This is a genomic window from Luteimonas abyssi (assembly GCF_001482195.1).
In the GTDB taxonomy this organism is placed as follows: Bacteria; Pseudomonadota; Gammaproteobacteria; order Xanthomonadales; family Xanthomonadaceae; genus Luteimonas; species Luteimonas abyssi.
The window spans coordinates 785,956-802,225 of sequence record NZ_KQ759763.1 but is presented as its reverse complement, the minus strand read 5'-3'; the positions used below and the strand labels follow the sequence as shown (position 1 = coordinate 802,225).

General features: G+C 69.1%; 13 protein-coding genes. 2 read left to right on the top strand and 11 right to left on the bottom strand.

Features of this window, described 5'->3' with window-relative positions; all coding sequences use genetic code 11:
- The first annotated feature begins 52 nt into the window (after positions 1-52).
- Positions 53-1,441 (top strand): M28 family peptidase, encoded by a 1,389-nt coding sequence (locus RG19_RS03250; RefSeq protein ID WP_058834014.1) that lies wholly within the window; start codon positions 53-55, stop codon positions 1,439-1,441.
- Between the two features lie 354 nt (positions 1,442-1,795).
- On the opposite strand, the gene RG19_RS03245 is transcribed toward RG19_RS03250, so the two are convergent.
- The 5 genes from RG19_RS03245 to RG19_RS03225 all read right to left on the bottom strand — a co-directional run bounded on the left by RG19_RS03245 (position 1,796) and on the right by RG19_RS03225 (position 9,276).
- Complete coding sequence (locus RG19_RS03245; protein WP_082672440.1) at positions 1,796-2,776, bottom strand: TrmH family RNA methyltransferase; 981 nt, start codon at positions 2,774-2,776, stop codon at positions 1,796-1,798.
- Entirely contained in the window at positions 2,773-4,206 is a 1,434-nt protein-coding gene (locus tag RG19_RS03240; RefSeq protein ID WP_058834012.1) for an alanine/glycine:cation symporter family protein, read from the bottom strand. The genes RG19_RS03245 and RG19_RS03240 overlap by 4 nt, the downstream gene beginning before the upstream one ends.
- Before the next feature lie 183 nt (positions 4,207-4,389).
- Positions 4,390-4,962, bottom strand: a complete 573-nt coding sequence (locus RG19_RS03235) for a GNAT family N-acetyltransferase (RefSeq protein ID WP_058834011.1) — start codon at positions 4,960-4,962, stop codon at positions 4,390-4,392.
- Positions 4,955-8,092: an efflux RND transporter permease subunit gene (locus tag RG19_RS03230; protein WP_058834010.1), complete on the bottom strand. Its 3,138-nt coding sequence runs from the start codon at positions 8,090-8,092 to the stop codon at positions 4,955-4,957. The genes RG19_RS03235 and RG19_RS03230 overlap by 8 nt, the downstream gene beginning before the upstream one ends.
- 35 nt (positions 8,093-8,127) lie before the next feature.
- A complete protein-coding gene (locus tag RG19_RS03225) occupies positions 8,128-9,276 on the bottom strand; it encodes an efflux RND transporter periplasmic adaptor subunit (protein WP_082672439.1) in 1,149 nt (382 codons plus the stop codon).
- A gap of 200 nt (positions 9,277-9,476) precedes the next feature.
- Between RG19_RS03225 and cysK the strand changes: the two genes are divergently transcribed.
- A complete protein-coding gene (cysK, locus tag RG19_RS03220) occupies positions 9,477-10,433 on the top strand; it encodes a cysteine synthase A (protein WP_058834009.1) in 957 nt (318 codons plus the stop codon).
- 96 nt (positions 10,434-10,529) lie between these two features.
- Here cysK and RG19_RS03215 read toward each other — a convergent pair whose 3' ends face one another.
- The 6 genes from RG19_RS03215 to RG19_RS03190 all read right to left on the bottom strand — a co-directional run bounded on the left by RG19_RS03215 (position 10,530) and on the right by RG19_RS03190 (position 16,165).
- A complete protein-coding gene (locus tag RG19_RS03215) occupies positions 10,530-11,006 on the bottom strand; it encodes a hypothetical protein (protein ID WP_058834008.1) in 477 nt (158 codons plus the stop codon).
- A 142-nt stretch (positions 11,007-11,148) separates the two neighbouring features.
- Positions 11,149-12,159, bottom strand: coding sequence for a class I fructose-bisphosphate aldolase (locus RG19_RS03210; protein WP_058834007.1), 1,011 nt, complete (start codon positions 12,157-12,159; stop codon positions 11,149-11,151).
- A 180-nt stretch (positions 12,160-12,339) separates the two neighbouring features.
- The gene (pyk, locus tag RG19_RS03205; protein ID WP_058834006.1) at positions 12,340-13,809 is read right to left on the bottom strand and encodes a pyruvate kinase; all 1,470 of its coding nucleotides are present in this window, start codon (positions 13,807-13,809) and stop codon (positions 12,340-12,342) included.
- A 117-nt stretch (positions 13,810-13,926) separates the two neighbouring features.
- Complete coding sequence (locus RG19_RS03200; RefSeq protein ID WP_058834005.1) at positions 13,927-14,142, bottom strand: DUF6289 family protein; 216 nt, start codon at positions 14,140-14,142, stop codon at positions 13,927-13,929.
- A 125-nt stretch (positions 14,143-14,267) separates the two neighbouring features.
- Positions 14,268-14,951, bottom strand: a complete 684-nt coding sequence (locus RG19_RS03195) for an HAD-IA family hydrolase (protein ID WP_058836381.1) — start codon at positions 14,949-14,951, stop codon at positions 14,268-14,270.
- A gap of 38 nt (positions 14,952-14,989) precedes the next feature.
- A complete protein-coding gene (locus RG19_RS03190; protein ID WP_058834004.1) occupies positions 14,990-16,165 on the bottom strand; it encodes a phosphoglycerate kinase in 1,176 nt (391 codons plus the stop codon).
- Positions 16,166-16,270: the final 105 nt, after the last annotated feature.

Below are 16,270 nucleotides of genomic sequence, written 5' to 3'. Positions count from 1 at the left end.
AGCCGCGAGTGCTAAGCTCGCGGCTGTTCATGTTTACGGTCCGGGAGTTCCCATGCGCCTTGCCGCCCTGCTGCTCGCACTGTCCGCGGCCTGCTCCGCGCAGGCCCAGACGCCCCTGCCGCCCGAGGCCCTGCGAACCGCCGACACACTGCGCGCGCAGGCGCTGACCGACGACACGGGCTACCGCATCATCGAGGCGCTGACCACCGAGATCGGCCCGCGCCTGCCCGGTAGCGAGGCCGATGCGCGCGCCGTGGCCTGGGCGCAGGCACGCTTCGAATCGCTGGGCTTCGACCGCGTGTGGACCGAGCCGGTCACCTTTCCGAAGTGGGAGCGTCGAAGCGAACACGCCAGCGTGCTCGGCACGCACGCCCAGCCGCTGGTGGTGACCGCGCTGGGCGGCAGCCCCGGCGGCACCGTCGAGGCCGAGATCGTGCGCTTCGCCGACTTCGCTTCGCTCGACGCCGCATCGCCCGACGAGGTCGCCGGCAAGATCGTCTTCCTCGATTTCCGCATGGAGCGCACGCGTGACGGTTCGGGCTACGGCGCCGCCGGGCCGGTGCGCAGCCGCGGCCCATCGGTGGCCGCGGCCAAGGGCGCGGTCGGCTTCCTGATGCGCTCGATCGGCACCAGCCCGAACCGCGTCGCCAACACCGGCATGACCCGATTCGAAGACGGCGTCACCCCGATTCCCGCGGCGGCGACCTCGCTGCCCGATGCCGACCAGCTCGTGCGTCTGCTCGAACGCGGTCCGGTGCAGGTACGACTCGCCCTGGATTGCGGTTTCAACGGCGAGTACACCTCGCAGAACGTCATCGCCGAGCTGACGGGGCGCGAGGCGCCCGACGAGATCGTGGTGATCGCCAGTCATCTGGACTCCTGGGATCTCGGCACCGGCGCGGTCGACGATGCCTCCGGTGTCGGCATCACGATGGCTGCCGGCCACCTGATCGGGCGATTGCCCGAGCGGCCGCGCCGCACGCTGCGGGTGATCGCGTTCGCCAACGAGGAGCAGGGCCTGATCGGCGCGCGCCAGTATGCCGAGCGCCACGCCGACACGTTGACGACCACGCACATCGTCGGTGCCGAGAGCGACTTCGGCGCCGGCCGCATCTATGCCTTCAACACCAGCGCGAAGGACGCATCGCACCCGCTCACCCGGCAGATCGCCGACGCGCTCGCACCGCTGGAGATCGCGTTCGCGCCGGACGACGGCAGCCCGGGACCGGACATCCTGCCGCTGGCGCAACGGGGCATGTCCTGGGCCTGGCTGGGACAGGACGGCACCCACTATTTCGACCTGCACCACAATGCCGACGACACCCTCGACAAGGTCGATCCGGACGCGGTGAAACAGAATGTCGCCGCCTACAGCGTGTTCGCCTATCTGGTGGCCGAGTCCAGCGAGCGCTTTCCGCCCTCGACCACCGACGGGGACTGAGCCTAGGGCGTAACCCGAGGGGCGCCGCGGGAACCGGGGATGCCCCGAGCGAATGCCGCACCACACCCTCGGATGTGATGGCCCGGGAGACGCCAGGCCAGGAAGAAGCCATCACCCTACGTGGCGACCGGTGGCCTTCGCTGGAAGGGGCCGCCGACCACGGCGCGCCCATCGGGCCGTGGCGACAACAACGCGAAGCGCCACACCCCTACACCGTCCCCGTCACCGACCGCCCCGCAGTCGGGCGAAGAATCGCATCGACGCCCGCCGCCCTCCGACAGACCTAAGGGATCCACAGACCTAAGGGATCCAGCGCCGGGACATCAGGACGCGCGTCTCGGAGATCGGCCGGGCTCAGCCGTGCGCCGCGCGCCAGCTCGCCAGCAACACGCCGGTGGCGGTCGCCACGTTGAGGCTCTCGACCGCGCCGGTACCGGGAATCGATACCCGCCGGTCGCAGGCCGCTGTCAGCACGGGGTCCATGCCCTCGCCCTCAGCACCGAGCACGTAGACGACACGCGCCGGAGGCGCATTGCGGAAGAGATCGTCGCCATCGCGCGCGACCGTCGCGACCAGGCGGTAACCGGCCGCGTGCAGAGAGCCGATCGCCTCCGCTGCCGGCGGCAGCCGGACCAATGGCACCGCCTCCGCACCGCCCTCGGCCACGCGCGCGGCCGAACCCGACAACGCCAGCCCACCTTGTGCAGGCAGCAACACGGCATCGATGCCGAAGTGCGCCGCCGAACGCAGGATCGCGCCGAAGTTGTGCGGATTGCCGACGCCGTCCAGCCACAACAGGCAGCTTGGCGATGCGGTGTCACGCCCCGCCAACCAGGTCTCGAGCACGGGCACCGGCGCACGGGTCACGTCCGCCACCACACCTTCGTGATGCGCGCTGCCGGCGAGCTTGGTCAGGTCGTCCTCCTCGACCACGCGATACCCCAGCCGCTGCGATACGCACCACTTCAGCAATGGCTGCAGACGATGGATCCGCGACTGCACCAGATAGAGCTTGCGCAGCGCGTCGGGACGCCGCGCGAACATCGCCTCGACCGCATTCAGGCCATGCAGGCGCAGCTCATCGCGGCGCTCGGGGCGCGGGGCGGCCGCCGCTTCGCTATCCGGCGCGGGCCATGCCGCGGCGCGCGGCGGACGCGGGCCACGGGGCGCGCCCGACCCGCGCGATCCAGCGTCTGTACGTGGAGCCGCATCGGCATGTGGCCCGTCCGCGCGAGATGGCCGCGGGGTCGTTCGCGGCGTGTGCCGCGGCGGGTCGTCGCGTCCGCCACCACGGCGCCAAGGGTTGCCGCCACCACTGTCACCATGTCCGGTCATTTCTTCTTGATCCAGAAATCGGCGTTGGGAATCCCGAGCTTCAACGGATCGAACACGGGATCCAGGCCCATCTTTTTCTGTGCCTCGTAGTCCTTCAGTGCCAGCAGTGCGGGCTTCTGCAGGATCAGGATCGCGATCAGGTTGAGCCACGCCATCGTTCCCACACCGATATCGCCGAGCGTCCATGCCATTTCCGCAGTGCGCACGCAGCCGAACGTCACTGCGGCGAGAATCGCGATGCGCAGTGCGAACACCATCCACGGCCGATGGGCGTTGCGGTTGATGTAGGTGATATTGGTCTCGGCCATGTAGTAGTACGCCACGATGGTCGTGAACGCGAAGAAGAACAACGCCAGCGCCACGAACCCGGCCCCGTAGCCGGGCATCACCGATTCGACCGCGAATTGCGCGAACCCCGGACCGACTTCGACACCCGGCAAGGCCTCGACCACCATCTCGCCGGCGCGCCCCACGACGTTGTACATGCCGGTCGACAGGATCATGAACGCGGTCGCCGAGCACACCAGCAGCGTATCGACATAGATCGAGAACGCCTGCACGAAGCCCTGCTTGGCCGGATGCGACACCTCCGCCGCGGCGGCGGCGTGGGGTCCGGTGCCCTGACCGGCCTCGTTGGAATAGATACCGCGTTTGACGCCCCATTCCACCGCCAGTCCCAGCATCGCGCCGAAACCCGCGTGCATGCCGAACGCGCTTTCCAGGATCAGCCTGAACATGTCCGGCAGCGCGGATGCGTTGAGGAACATGATCACCATGGCCATGAGCAGATACGCCAGCGCCATGAACGGCACCACGATCTCGGCAAACCGGGCGATGCGCTTGACGCCGCCGAAGATGATGAAGCCGAGCCCGATCACCACGATCACCGCCGTCACCGCTGGCGGAACGTCCCAAGCGTTGAACGCGGCCGAAGCAATGCCGTTCGCCTGCACGCCCGGCATCAGGAAGCCGGCTGCGATGATGGTCACGATGGCGAACAACCATGCGTACCACTTCTGCCCCATCGCCTTTTCGATGTAATAGGCCGGGCCGCCGCGGTAGCGGCCCTCGTCATCGGTTTCCTTGTAGATCTGCGCCAGTGTGGATTCGATGTAGGACGTCGACGCACCGAGGAACGCCATCACCCACATCCAGAACACCGCACCGGGGCCGCCGAATGCGATTGCCGTGGCCACGCCGGCGATATTGCCGATGCCCACACGACCCGACAACGACATCGCCAGGGCCTGGAACGACGACACACCGGCTTCGGATTTCGAGCCGGTGAGCATCAGCCGGATCATCTCACCGACCTGGCGGATCTGCATGAAACGGGTCCGCAGGGAGAAATAAAGCCCTGCCCCCAGACACAGCACGATCAGCGGCGGACTCCAGATGAGTCCGTTGAGCGAATTGACGAATGGTTCCACGCAGCAGCTCCCCGGTCGGTGGGCCGAAACCGTCGGCGGGACGGCCGGGCCGATTGTCTACGATTCTCGGGAACAGGCCTCGTCCCCGACACACAGTGTGCGCGAACACGCCCGCGCGGTCACCGGCATCGTCGAGGGATCGGTTGCTTCACCCCACGGACGGGGTTCCAAGCCCTGGCGCGCTCAAGGGACGCAGCCGTGGTCCGGCTCACGCAACCGCGCGAACATCCGCAGGTCGTGCAGTTGCCCGCGCTTGCGCAGGGCGCGCCGGTGTACGCCTTCCTCGGTGAACCCGTTCTTCTCCAGGACGCGCGCAGAGCCGACGTTGAAGTCCAGCACTGTCGCCTGCAGGCGCTCCAGCGCCAGCGCATCCATCGCCCAGGGTGCGAACACCGCCACCACCCGCGTCATCAGACCCTGCCCCCAGTAGCGCTGGCCCAGCCAATAGCCGAATTCCGCACCGACGCGCCGTTCGCCGGCGAACGGCCGCACGCCGATACCGCCGGCGGCACGGCCATCGATCTCGATCGCGAACACCGGCACGCTCATATCCACCACGCGCCCGGCCAGGAACGCCTCGCCGTCGGCACGCGTATAGGGAAACGGGAAGCGGTCGCTCACGCCGCGGGACACGCGCGCGTCGTCGGCATGCGCGACCAGGTCGTCGAGGTCGGCTGCACGCCAGGGCCGCAGCACGATGCGATCGTCCACACGCGGCGGCGCGTGCGTGCCGGCCGTGGCGGACGCCTCAGGCATGGCCGCCCACGGTCGGGGTGGCCTGTTCCAGCCGTTCCAGCTCCTGCGCCAGCGCCTCCGGCGAACGGGTGTACGGCGCCAGCAGCGAATAGAACGCGGGCACCACATAAAGGGTCAGGAACGTGGCGAACGCCACGCCGGCAATGATCACCACACCGATCGTGGCGCGGCTGGCCGAGCCCGGCCCAGTCGCCACGATCAGCGGGATCGCGCCCATCACCGTCGCCGCGGCGGTCATCAGGATCGGACGCAGGCGGATCGCGGCCGCTTCGGCGATCGCCTCGCCCACGCTGCGTCCCTCGTCGCGCAGTTGGTTGGCGAACTCCACGATCAGGATGCCGTTCTTCGCCGCCAGGCCGACCAGAATGATGATGCCGATCTGGCTGAAGAGATTCAGCGTGCCCCCGGTGATCCACAACCCGGCCAGCGCGCCGAGCACGGCCAGCGGCACGGTGAGCATGATCGTGATCGGATGGAGGAAGCTCTCGAACTGCGCGGCCAGCACCAGGTAGACCACCAGCAACGCGAGCGCGAAGGTCAGCACCACCGCTCCGCCGGTCTCCTGGTACTCCCGCGCCTCGCCCTTCCAGTTGATCTGGGCGTAGTCGGGCAGCTCCTCGGACGCGACCTGGTAGCTCCACTCGAGCGCCTCGCCCATGGTGTAGCCGGGCGCCAGGCCGCCGGAGATGGTGATCGCGCGCATGCGGTTGAAGCGGTTGAACTGGCCGGGCTCGGCGATCTCGCTGAGCGTGACCAGGTTGGACAACGGCACCAGTTCGCCGGTGCGGGCACGCACGTAGGTGTTCTCGAGATCGGAGGGCTGCATGCGGCTGCCACGGCTGGCCTGCAGCATGACGTCGTACTCCTCGCCGTCGTCGACGTAGGTGGTGACCTGGCGAGCGCCCATCATGGTCTCGAGAGTGCGGCCGATCTCGGTGACCGGCACGCCGAGATCGGCGGCGCGCACGCGGTCGATGTCGACGCGCATCTGCGGCCGGGTTTCCTTGTAGTCGGAATCGACGTCGACGATGCCGGGGTTCTCCTCCATCCGCACCATCATGCGGTCGCGCCACTCGGCCAGTTCCTCGTAGTTCGGCCCGCCGAGCACGATCTGGTAGCGCTGTCCGCGTGTGCTGATCAGGCCGCCCGGCACGTTGGCACGCACCTGCACCCCGGGCAGCGAGTTGAACTCCGGGCGCAGTTCGCGGATCACGTCCTCGGCCGTTACCGAGCGCTGGTTCCAGTCCTGCATGAACACGATGATCTGCGCGGTGTGCATTTCCTGGCCACCGCCCCATCCGCGCGGCGCGCGGGAGTTCACCCGCTGGATCGGCTGGTCGTCGCCGATGAAGCCGGCCATCATCCGCTCCACCTGCTGCAGCTGCGACACGGTGTAGTCGAAACCGGCACCTTCCGGTCCGTCGACCATGACGAAGAAGCGGCCGCGGTCCTCGGCCGGCGCCAGCTCGCTGGGCACGCGGGTGAACAGCAGCGCGGACGCCACCAGGCACAGCGCCATCACCCCGAGCATGATGCCAAGCGTGCGCTTGCCCGGCAGGCCGACGAGGCGCGACACCTGGCGGCCGTAGGCCTGGCTGACGCGGTCGAGCTGGCGGTTGATCCACTCGTTGAAGCGGCTCTGCTTGGTGCCGTGCGGCCGGACCAGCTTCGAACACATCATCGGCGTGAGCGTCAGCGCGACGAATGCCGACAGCGCCACCGCACCCGCCAGCGCCACCGCCAGCTCGCGCATCAGGCGGCCACTGTTGCCTTCCATGAACCCCACCGGCAGGAATACCGCCACCAGCACCGCGGTGGTCGCGATCACCGCGAAGGCCACCTGTTTGGTCCCGCGCGCCGCCGCCACCAGCGGAGGCTCTCCGAGATCGGCGCGGCGCTGCACGTTCTCCAGCACCACGATCGCGTCGTCGACCACCAGACCGATGCACAACACCAGCGCCAGCAGGGTCAGCAGGTTGATCGAGAACCCGAAGACGTACAGGCCGATGAACGCCGCGACCAGGCACACCGGCACGGTCACCGCCGGGATCACCGCCGAACGGAAACTGCCCAGAAACAGCCAGATCACCAGGATCACCAGCACCATCGCCTCGCCCAGCGTCCAGTACACGCGCTTGATCGACTCCTCGATGAAGACGGTGCCGTCGTAGGCGACGAAGATGTCGGTGCCCGGAGGCAACGTGTCCTGGACACGCTCGGCCTCGTCCCGGGCCAGGCGCACCACGTCCAGCGGGTTCGCGGTGGAGGTGCGCACGATGCCGAGCCCCACGTTGGGCACGAAGTTGCTGCGCAGATAGGCACGACGTTCGCGCGGCCCGATCTCGACCTGGGCGATGTCGCCCATCCGGACCACGTAGCCGTCCTCGCCCTTGCGCAGCGGCATCTGCGCGAACTGCTCGGGTTCGCGGTAGCCGCGCTCGACGCGCAGCGTGAAGTCGCGGGTTTCCGACTCGATGCTGCCGGCCGGCAGCTCGACGTTCTCGTTGCGCAGCGCGGTCTCGACGTCGCTGGCGGTGATCCCGCGCGCCGCCATGGCGTCGCGATCGAGCCAGATCCGCATCGAGTACCGCTGGTTGCCGCCCAGTACCACACGGGCCACGCCGTCGAGCGACGACAACCGGTCGACCACGTAGCGGTCGGCGTAGTCGGTCAGCTCCAGCGTGTCCATGGTGTCGGAGCGCATGTTGAGCCAGACGATCACGTCGCCGTCGGATTCGGCCTTCTCGACTTCCGGCGGATCGGCCTCGATCGGCATCCGGTCCATCACCCGGCTGACCGCATCGCGCACGTCGTTGGCGGCGGCCTCGATGTCGCGGTTCACGTTGAACTCGAGGGTGATGCCCGAGCTGCCGTTGCGGCTGCGCGATTCCAGCGAGCGGATGCCCTCGATGCCGGCCAGCGCGTCCTCGATGATCTGGGTGACGCGGGTCTCGACCACCGCCGCGGATGCGCCGGGATAGTTCACCGACACCGACACGATCGGCGGATCGATGTTGGGCATCTCGCGCAGGGTGAGGCGGGAGAACGACATGATCCCCAGCACGATGAGCAGCAGGCTCATCACCACCGCGAATACCGGACGCTTGATGGACAGATCGGAAAGGCGCATGGGAACTCGGGGCTACGTCAGGCGGGCGCGCGGGCTCAGCCCTGCGGAACGGCGTCGGGCGACGGGTTGAGGGTGGTCTCGGGCACGATCGCGCGCTCGTCGTCGACCTCGGGGGCTTCCGGGTCGGGCGCGCTTCCGGGTACGGCTTCCTCGATCGACATGCCCGGACGCAGCTTGCCGGTGCCGTCGACCACGATGCGGTCGCCCGGGGTCAGGCCCTCGACGATCTCCGCCAGGCCCGACACGCGCGCGCCGATGCGTACCGGCACCTGCTCGACGGTATCGTCGGGCAACACGCGGTAGACGAAGGTGTCGCGCCCGACCTGCACCACGGCGATCTCGGGCACCACCAGCGCCTGGCGCGTCGGCCGTTGCAGGTCGATCTGCACCAGCATGCCCGGACGCAGGATCCGATCCGGGTTCGGGAAGTCGCCGCGTACGGCGACTGCGCGGGTGGAGGGGTCGATTCGCGGGTCGACCGTGCTGACCCGGCCCTGGAACGTGCGGTCCGGGTAGGCGACGCTGGTGCCGAGCAGGGTCTGCCCCACGGCCAGATTCGCCAGTTGCGCCTCCGGCACGGTGAAGTCGACATAGACGCTGGAGATGTCGTCGAGCGTGGCGATCTCGGTGCCCGGCTGCACCAGCGCACCGGGGCTCACCCGGCGGATGCCGAGCACGCCCGCGAACGGTGCGCGGATCTGGCGGTCGCCCAGATTGGCGCGGATTTCCTCCACCCGCGCCCGGGCGACATCGCGCAGCGAGCTCTGGGTGTCCAGCGACGCGGTCGAGATCAGCCGCTGCTCGGCGAGCTGCTTCTGCCGCTCGAACAGGCGATCGGCTTCCTGCGCGGCCGCCTCCGCCGCGACCAGGGCCGCCTGCTGCTGGTTGCCGGCGAGCGTCACCAGGGTGGCCCCCTGATCGACCTCCTGGCCACTTTCGAAATGCACCCGCTGGACGACCTCGCTCACGTTCGCGGTCACCATGACGGACTCGCGCGACTGGACGGTGCCCAGGGCGGGGATGGTGTCGTTCCAGTCGCGCATGGCCACGCCCGTGGTGGTGACCACGGCCGCCTGGCTGCCTTGGGGTGCCGCGTCGCCACCGCCTCCGCATGCGACCAGCAGGACCGACAGGAGGGGGGCCGCCAGACGGAGTGGCGACGGAAGGAAACGCGATGGCTGCATGGGGGCTGCGCGGGGAGCGAGTCAAAAACCACGCGATGTTAACGGTCTGATGCGTGATTTCCCTGTGTCGTCAGGCATGGGCCCGCACAGACTGTTCCATGTCAACCGGTGGCGCCCCCGGGCGTTACGAGCGATGCTCGGGCGGACCCGGCGCCCCCTGCACGTGGGCCGGCTCCCGTCCCCCTTCAAGGAGCAGCGGCATGATCCACGACTCGATCCTCGACACCATCGGCCGGACCCCCGTGGTCCGCCTGCATCGCATCGCCCCGCCCCACGTCGAACTCTACGCCAAGGTGGAGAGCTTCAACCCCGGCGGCTCGGTCAAGGACCGGCTGGCGCTGGCGATCGTCCTCGACGCCGAGGCCCGCGGGCTGATCAAGCCCGGCGACACGATCGTGGAAGCCACTTCCGGCAACACCGGCATCGCGCTCGCCATGGTCTGTGCCGCGCGCGGCTACAAGTTCGTCGCCACCATGGTCGAGACCTTCTCGATCGAGCGCCGCAAGCTGATGCGCGCCTACGGCGCCAAGGTCATCCTGACCCCCGCCGCCGAGCGCGGCAGCGGCATGGTCCGCAAGGCCGAGGAACTTGCCGAGAAGCACGGCTGGTTCCTCGCCCGCCAGTTCCAGAACCCCGCCAACCCCGCCTACCACCGCAACACCACCGCCGCCGAGATCCTGCGCGACTTCGCCGGCCGCCGGTTGGATCATTTCGTCACCGGCTGGGGTACCGGCGGCACCCTCACCGGTGTCGGGGAAGTCTTGCGCGTCGCCCGGCCCGAGGTCCGCATCACCGCCTGCGAGCCGGCCGGCGCTGCCCTTCTACAGGGCGGCGACTGGGCCCCGCACAAGATCCAGGGCTGGACTCCGGACTTCGTGCCCGAGGTGTTGAATGCGGACGCCGCGCACGCGGTGTTGTCGGTCGCCGATGCCGACGCGATCGCGACCGCCCGCCGCCTGGCCGCCGAGGAAGGCATCTTCGTGGGCATCTCCGCCGGCGCCACGCTGTCGGCCGCACTGGAGGTCGCGCGGCAGGCCCCGGAGGGCGACGTCGTCCTCACCATGCTCCCCGACACCGGCGAACGCTACTTCTCCACCCCGCTGTTCGAAGGCGTCAACGAAGGCACGGACGAGGACTGGCTGGCCGGTCTGCCCTGACCGCGCCGGACGGCCGTCGAGAACGCGCGTGCTCGAAGGGGCGCTCCCGGGTCGGCCGGCCGGTGGCCCGGGGCCCGGAACGAGACCGGGCGCGTGTCAGCCCGTGCCGCCGGCCTGCCAGAACGCCATGCCGCCTGCGGCCACCAGCAGGAGCAGCACCCAGCCCAACCAGCCGAGCTGTCCGCTGTCGCCGTGCACCACGGTCTCCGTGCGCGCCTGCCGCATCAGCGGCGAGGCGTGCCGCTCCACGGTCTTCTGCGCTTCCTCCTCGCTCAACCCCGGTTGCGTCTCGCGCAACCGCCGCGCCGCGTCGCGCGTGTTGCCGGTGGCCAGCTTGGCCGCGACCTCGGTCGGCAAGGTATCGCAATCGCCTGCAGGCGCATCCATGCCCTCCAGCTGGCCGGGCGGGTGCCGGGCCACGTCGGCCACCGCTGCCTTCGCGCGCGCGGGGTCCAGCCCGGGATTGGCCTCCCGCAGCAGACGCGCGGCCTCGCCAGGACGTCCGCGCCGCAGCGCGTCCTGCACCGACAACGGCACATGCAGGCGGGCGGAGGCTTCGGCAGCGCTGCGCATGGCGATCTTCTCCTTCGGAGGCAATGCCCGGAGCCTAGCGCGGCCGTCATGATGGCAAGGTCGCGACGGCGCGCATGACGGTCGACCCACGCGACGACGCCGGCCCGAGGCCGGCGTCGCGGAGACGGCAGGGGCAGTCCCGTCAGCCGCCGTGGGTCCACTGGCCGAGCGCGGCCAGGCCGTTCTCGCGAGCCCGTGCGTAGACCGTCTGTTGCGCCTTGGCGATGTTGCCGGTCAGGTCCTGCGACCACAGCTTCAGCGCCGCCTGCTGCATCGCGCGGCCGTACGAGAACGACAGCGGCCACGGGTTCGGCCCCAGACGGTTCATCGCGTCCAGATGCGCGGTCGCCGCTTCGTCGGACTGCCCGCCGGACAGGAACACGATCCCGGGCAGGATCGCGGGCACCGCCGACTTCAGGCACATCAGGGTCGAGGTCGCGACCTCGTCCACTTCCGCGCTCTCGTCGCTGTCGGCACCCGGCACCACCATCGCCGCCTTCAGAATCGTGCCTTCAAGCATCACGCCCTGGTTGTACAGCGCCTCGAACAGGGACCGCAGCACCACCTCGTTGACCTCGTAGGCGGTTTCGATGTCGTGGTCGCCGTCCATCAGGACTTCCGGCTCGACCATCGGCACCAGCCCGTTCTCCTGGCACAGCGCCGCGTAGCGGGCCAGCGCGTGGCTGTTGGCCTCGATGCAGCTGCCCGAGGGCATGTCCTCGCCGATGGTGATCACCGCACGCCACTTGGCGAAACGCGCGCCGAGCTTGTAGTACTCCTTCAGGCGCTCACGCAGGCCGTCGAGACCTTCGGTGACCAGTTCGCCCGGGAAACCCGCCAGTGCGTGCGTACCGCGGTCGACCTTGATGCCCGGAATGATCCCGCTGTCGGCCATCACCCGGGTGAAGGGCACGCCGGCCTTGGTCGACTGGCGGATGGTTTCGTCGAACAGGATCGCGCCGCTGATGTACTCCCCCAGCTTCGGCGTGGTCAGCAGCAGTTCGCGATAGGCGCGACGGTTTTCCTCGTTGTTCGGGATGCCGACCGCCGCGAAGCGCTTGGCGAGCGTCGAGGTCGACTCGTCGATGGCGATGATGCCCTTGCCGGGGGCCACCATGGCCTGGGCGGTCTCTGCAAGCTGTTCGATGCTCATGGGTACGGGGTGGGCATTTGCAAAAGGGCCACGATTGTAGCCCGGAGACGGGGTGGGCCCGCCCTCGTCCGCCCTTTCGGGGCCCCTTCCCCCACAGGCGGGAGAAGGGAATCGGTTGCGGCATGCGTGGCCCCCCTCGCCAACGGACGGGAGACGGGGCCGCACGGCATCCGGGAGACGCTAGAGCTCGCCCAGGCCTTCCGCCTTGCCGTCGGCACCCACCTGCAGCAGGCGCAGCGTATTGGTCGCCCCGTGGGTTTCCATGTGCTCGCCGCTGGTGAACGCCACCCGCTCGCCCGGCGACAGCATGCCGGCCTCGACCAGGGTCTGGATGCTGCCGCGCGCCGCCTGACGGGGTGTCTGACCACGGCTGTCGTAGTCGAACGCGAACACATCGCGCATCAGCCGCATGCGCCGCCGCGCGCCGGCGTGACGCGAGAACGCGAAAATCGGCGCCTTGGAGCGGAACCGCGACAGGAAACGCGCGGTGCCGCCGGATTCGGTCATCGCCACGATGGCGCGCACGCCGATGTGCTCGGTGAGGAACATCGCCGCCATCGCGATGGCCTGGTCGGCACGCTCCAGGTTGCGCTGCGCCTGCTCGAAGTCGGTGTCGTGGCTGAACTGCTTCTCGGCGCCGATGCAGATCCGCGCCATCGCCTCGACGGCACGCAGCGGATAGTTGCCCGCAGCGGATTCGGCCGACAGCATCACCGCATCGGTACCGTCGATGACCGCATTGGCGACATCGAGCACTTCGGCCCGGGTCGGAATCGGCGAATCCACCATCGATTGCAGCATCTGGGTGGCGGTGATGACCACACGGTCGCGCGCCAGCGACTCGCGGATGATCTTCTTCTGCAGGCCGGGCAGCTCGGCATCGCCGATCTCCACGCCCAGATCGCCGCGCGCGACCATCACCACGTCGCTGGCATCGATGATCTCGCCCAGATTCTCGATCGCCTCGGCACGCTCGATCTTCGACACCAGCGCGGCGTCGCTGCCCGCCGCACGGGCCAGTGCGCGCGCCTCTTCCATGTCGGCGGCGTTGCGACAGAAGGACACCGCGATGAAGTCCACATCCAGTTCGGCCGCCACCTTGATCAGCGAGCGGTCGTGATCGGTCAGCGCGCCCAGGGACAGCCCACCGCCGAGCCGGTTGAGCCCCTTGCGGTCGGACAGCGTACTGTCGTTGAGCACGGTGGTGACGATACGCGGCTTGTCCACCGACTCCACCCGCAACTGCACCACGCCGTCGTCGAGCAGCAGCACATCGCCCGGCCTCACGTCGTCGGGCAGGCCGAGGTAGCTCAGGCCGACCTCGCGCTCGTTGCCCGGCGGTGCGTCCTCGCTGGCGACCAGATCGAAGCGCTCGCCCGCGCGCAGCTGCACGCGGCCGTTCTCGAAACGCTCGATGCGGATCTTCGGTCCCGGCAGATCGGCCAGGATGCCGACCTCGGCGCCGACGCGAAGCGCGGCCTCGCGGACGGCCTGCGCACGTGCCTTCTGCGATGCCGGATCACCATGGGAGAAGTTCAGCCGGACCACGTCGACCCCCGCCTGGAGGATCGCGTCGAGAACGCCGGGGGCATCGGTCGCGGGACCGAGCGTGGCGAGGATACGGGTACGGCGGCGGTGTTCGTCTGTCACGTCGGGCTCCTGTGCGAGCCCGGAAACCTAACACACGTGAACACGACGTGACCTCCGTACCGGAGCGCATGTCCCGGTTGTCCGCGGGACACGCGCTCCGTCATGGCGCGGCGTGGACTACTGCGACAGGCCGCAGCCCGCGCGGGTGACGACATTCTCGGTCACCACGCCCCAAGCCTGGTTGGGGCGGCAGTTGAAGTTCGCCTCGCCCACAAGCACACCGTCGTCGTCGTAGTACATGTCCGTGCCGGCGAAGTTCGCGCCGGCGACGCCGACGATTCCACCACCCACCAACAATGCGGCCGCGGCCGCTGCGATCCATCCCTTGCGCATGCGTGAATACCTTGCGTTTCGTCGCGGCCGGAGCGCCGCACCCCAAACGCTGGGCGCCTGCCGCGGAAAAAGGGAAAACAATGCGTTAAACGGTGCATCTCCGTCGCGGAAGCGCAGGACGCGTCTCAGTTCATGTGCGGCGCGGGACACGCGCTTGCTGCGGGCGCGTCATCGGGCGGCACGGTGAGCGCAGCGAGCAATGCGGTGGGCGACTCGACCAGCAGATTCGCTCCGGCCGCGCGCAACTCAGCCGCATCGCCGAACCCCCAGAGCACGCCGACGCTGCGCATCGCATGCTGGCGTGCGCCCTCGATGTCCATCCGCCGGTCGCCGATCATCCGGCATGCCGACGCGACCAGATCGAGCCGTCGCAGCGCTTCGGCGATGAGTTCGCGCTTGTAGCGTCGGGCACCGTCGTCGCTGGCGCCGATCACGTCGTCGAACGCCGCGCCGAACGGCAGTGTCTCGACGATCCGGCGCGCATACCGCTCGCTCTTGGACGTGACCACGGCGAGGCGGTATCCGGCCTCGTGCAGCCTGCGCACGGCGGCGCCAATTCCCGGATAGATCAGATGTTCGCGCCAGCCGGTGCGGTCGTAATACGCCCGATACGCCGCCAGCGCGCGGTCGGCACGGTCGGGATCGTCAGGGAACAGAAGCGCCAGGCTGTCGCGCATGGGCGGGCCGATCCAGGCCCGCAATGCCTCGCGTGCCGGCACCGCCGCGCCCACCGCCATCAGTGCATGCCCGATGCCGGCGACGATGCCGGCTTCGGAGTCGATCAGGGTGCCGTCGAGATCGAAGAACAGCGCATCGTGACCAGCATCGGCCGAAGGCAGCGCGGCGGTCACCCCGCGCGGGCTTCCAGCGCGGCCACGGCCGGCAGTTTCTTGCCTTCGAGGAACTCCAGGAACGCGCCGCCGCCGGTGGAGATGTAGGCGATGTCGCCGGCCACGCCGAACTTGTCGACCGCGGCCAGCGTATCCCCACCGCCGGCGATGGAGAACGCGTGGCAGCGCGAGGTCGCGCGGGCCACCGCCTCGGTGCCCTTGGCGAAGGCATCGAACTCGAACACACCCACCGGGCCGTTCCAGACCGTGGTGCCGGACTCGCCGATCAACTGGGTGTAGCGCTTGGCGGTCTTCGGCCCGATGTCGAGGATCATGTCGTCGGCATCCACGGCGTCCACGGGCTTCACCGCCGCCTCGGCGTCGGGCTGGAAGGCCTTGGCGACCACGACGTCCTCGGGAATCGGGATCTCGGCGCCCTTGGCCTTGGCCTCGGCCAGGATCTGCCGCGCCGTGTCGAGCAGTTCGGGTTCGTGCAGCGACTTGCCCACCGCGTAGCCCTGCGCGGCGATGAACGTGTTGGCGATGCCACCACCCACGATCAGCTGGTCGACCTGGCCGACCAGGCTGGTCAGCAGTTCCAGCTTTGTCGAGACCTTGCTGCCGCCGACGATCGCCAGCAGCGGGCGCTCGGGTTCGTCGAGGGCGCGCCCGAGCGCATCGAGTTCGGCCATCAGCAGCGGCCCGCCGACGGCGATCGGCGCGAAGCGGATCACGCCGTGGGTCGAGGCCTGCGCGCGATGCGCGGTGCCGAAGGCGTCCATGACGAACACATCGCACAGCGCCGCGTACTTGCGTGCGAGCGCTTCGTCGTCGGCCTTCTCGCCGACATTCATCCGGCAGTTCTCCAGCAGCACCAGCTCGCCCGGCTGGACCTCGACGCCGTCGACCCAGTCGCGCACCAGCGGGACATCGCGCTTGAGCAGCGCGCTCAGGCGCTCGGCCACCGGCGCCAGCGAGTCCGCCTCGCTCCAGGTGCCCTCGCTGGGACGGCCCAGATGCGCCATCACCATGACCGCGGCACCCTGCTTCAGGGCCCGCTTGAGCGTGGGCAGCGACGCGAGAATGCGCTGGTCCGAGGTGATCCGTCCGTCTTCGATCGGAACGTTGAGGTCCTGTCGGATCAGCACGCGCTTGCCGGACAGGTCGAGGTCGGTCATTCGCAGGATGGTCATGGCGTCTGCAACTCTCTGACGTAAACGTTGGGCGTTGGCGGCGACGGACTCTGGCAGGTCGCAGGTGAAGACGTCGCCGCCGGGAAAAGGGAAGCTCACGAACGG

Bases quoted from the DNA above. Each gene is read 5' to 3' on its own strand.
- RG19_RS03250 (WP_058834014.1), top strand. From the start codon at position 53: ATGCGCCTTGCCGCCCTGCTGCTCGCACTGTCCGCGGCCTGCTCCGCG.
- RG19_RS03245 (WP_082672440.1), bottom strand. From the start codon at position 2,776: ATGACCGGACATGGTGACAGTGGTGGCGGCAACCCTTGGCGCCGTGGT.
- RG19_RS03235 (WP_058834011.1), bottom strand. From the start codon at position 4,962: ATGCCTGAGGCGTCCGCCACGGCCGGCACGCACGCGCCGCCGCGTGTG.
- RG19_RS03230 (WP_058834010.1), bottom strand. From the start codon at position 8,092: ATGCGCCTTTCCGATCTGTCCATCAAGCGTCCGGTATTCGCGGTGGTG.
- RG19_RS03225 (WP_082672439.1), bottom strand. From the start codon at position 9,276: ATGCAGCCATCGCGTTTCCTTCCGTCGCCACTCCGTCTGGCGGCCCCC.
- cysK (WP_058834009.1), top strand. From the start codon at position 9,477: ATGATCCACGACTCGATCCTCGACACCATCGGCCGGACCCCCGTGGTC.
- RG19_RS03215 (WP_058834008.1), bottom strand. From the start codon at position 11,006: ATGCGCAGCGCTGCCGAAGCCTCCGCCCGCCTGCATGTGCCGTTGTCG.
- RG19_RS03210 (WP_058834007.1), bottom strand. From the start codon at position 12,159: ATGAGCATCGAACAGCTTGCAGAGACCGCCCAGGCCATGGTGGCCCCC.
- RG19_RS03200 (WP_058834005.1), bottom strand. From the start codon at position 14,142: ATGCGCAAGGGATGGATCGCAGCGGCCGCGGCCGCATTGTTGGTGGGT.
- RG19_RS03190 (WP_058834004.1), bottom strand. From the start codon at position 16,165: ATGACCATCCTGCGAATGACCGACCTCGACCTGTCCGGCAAGCGCGTG.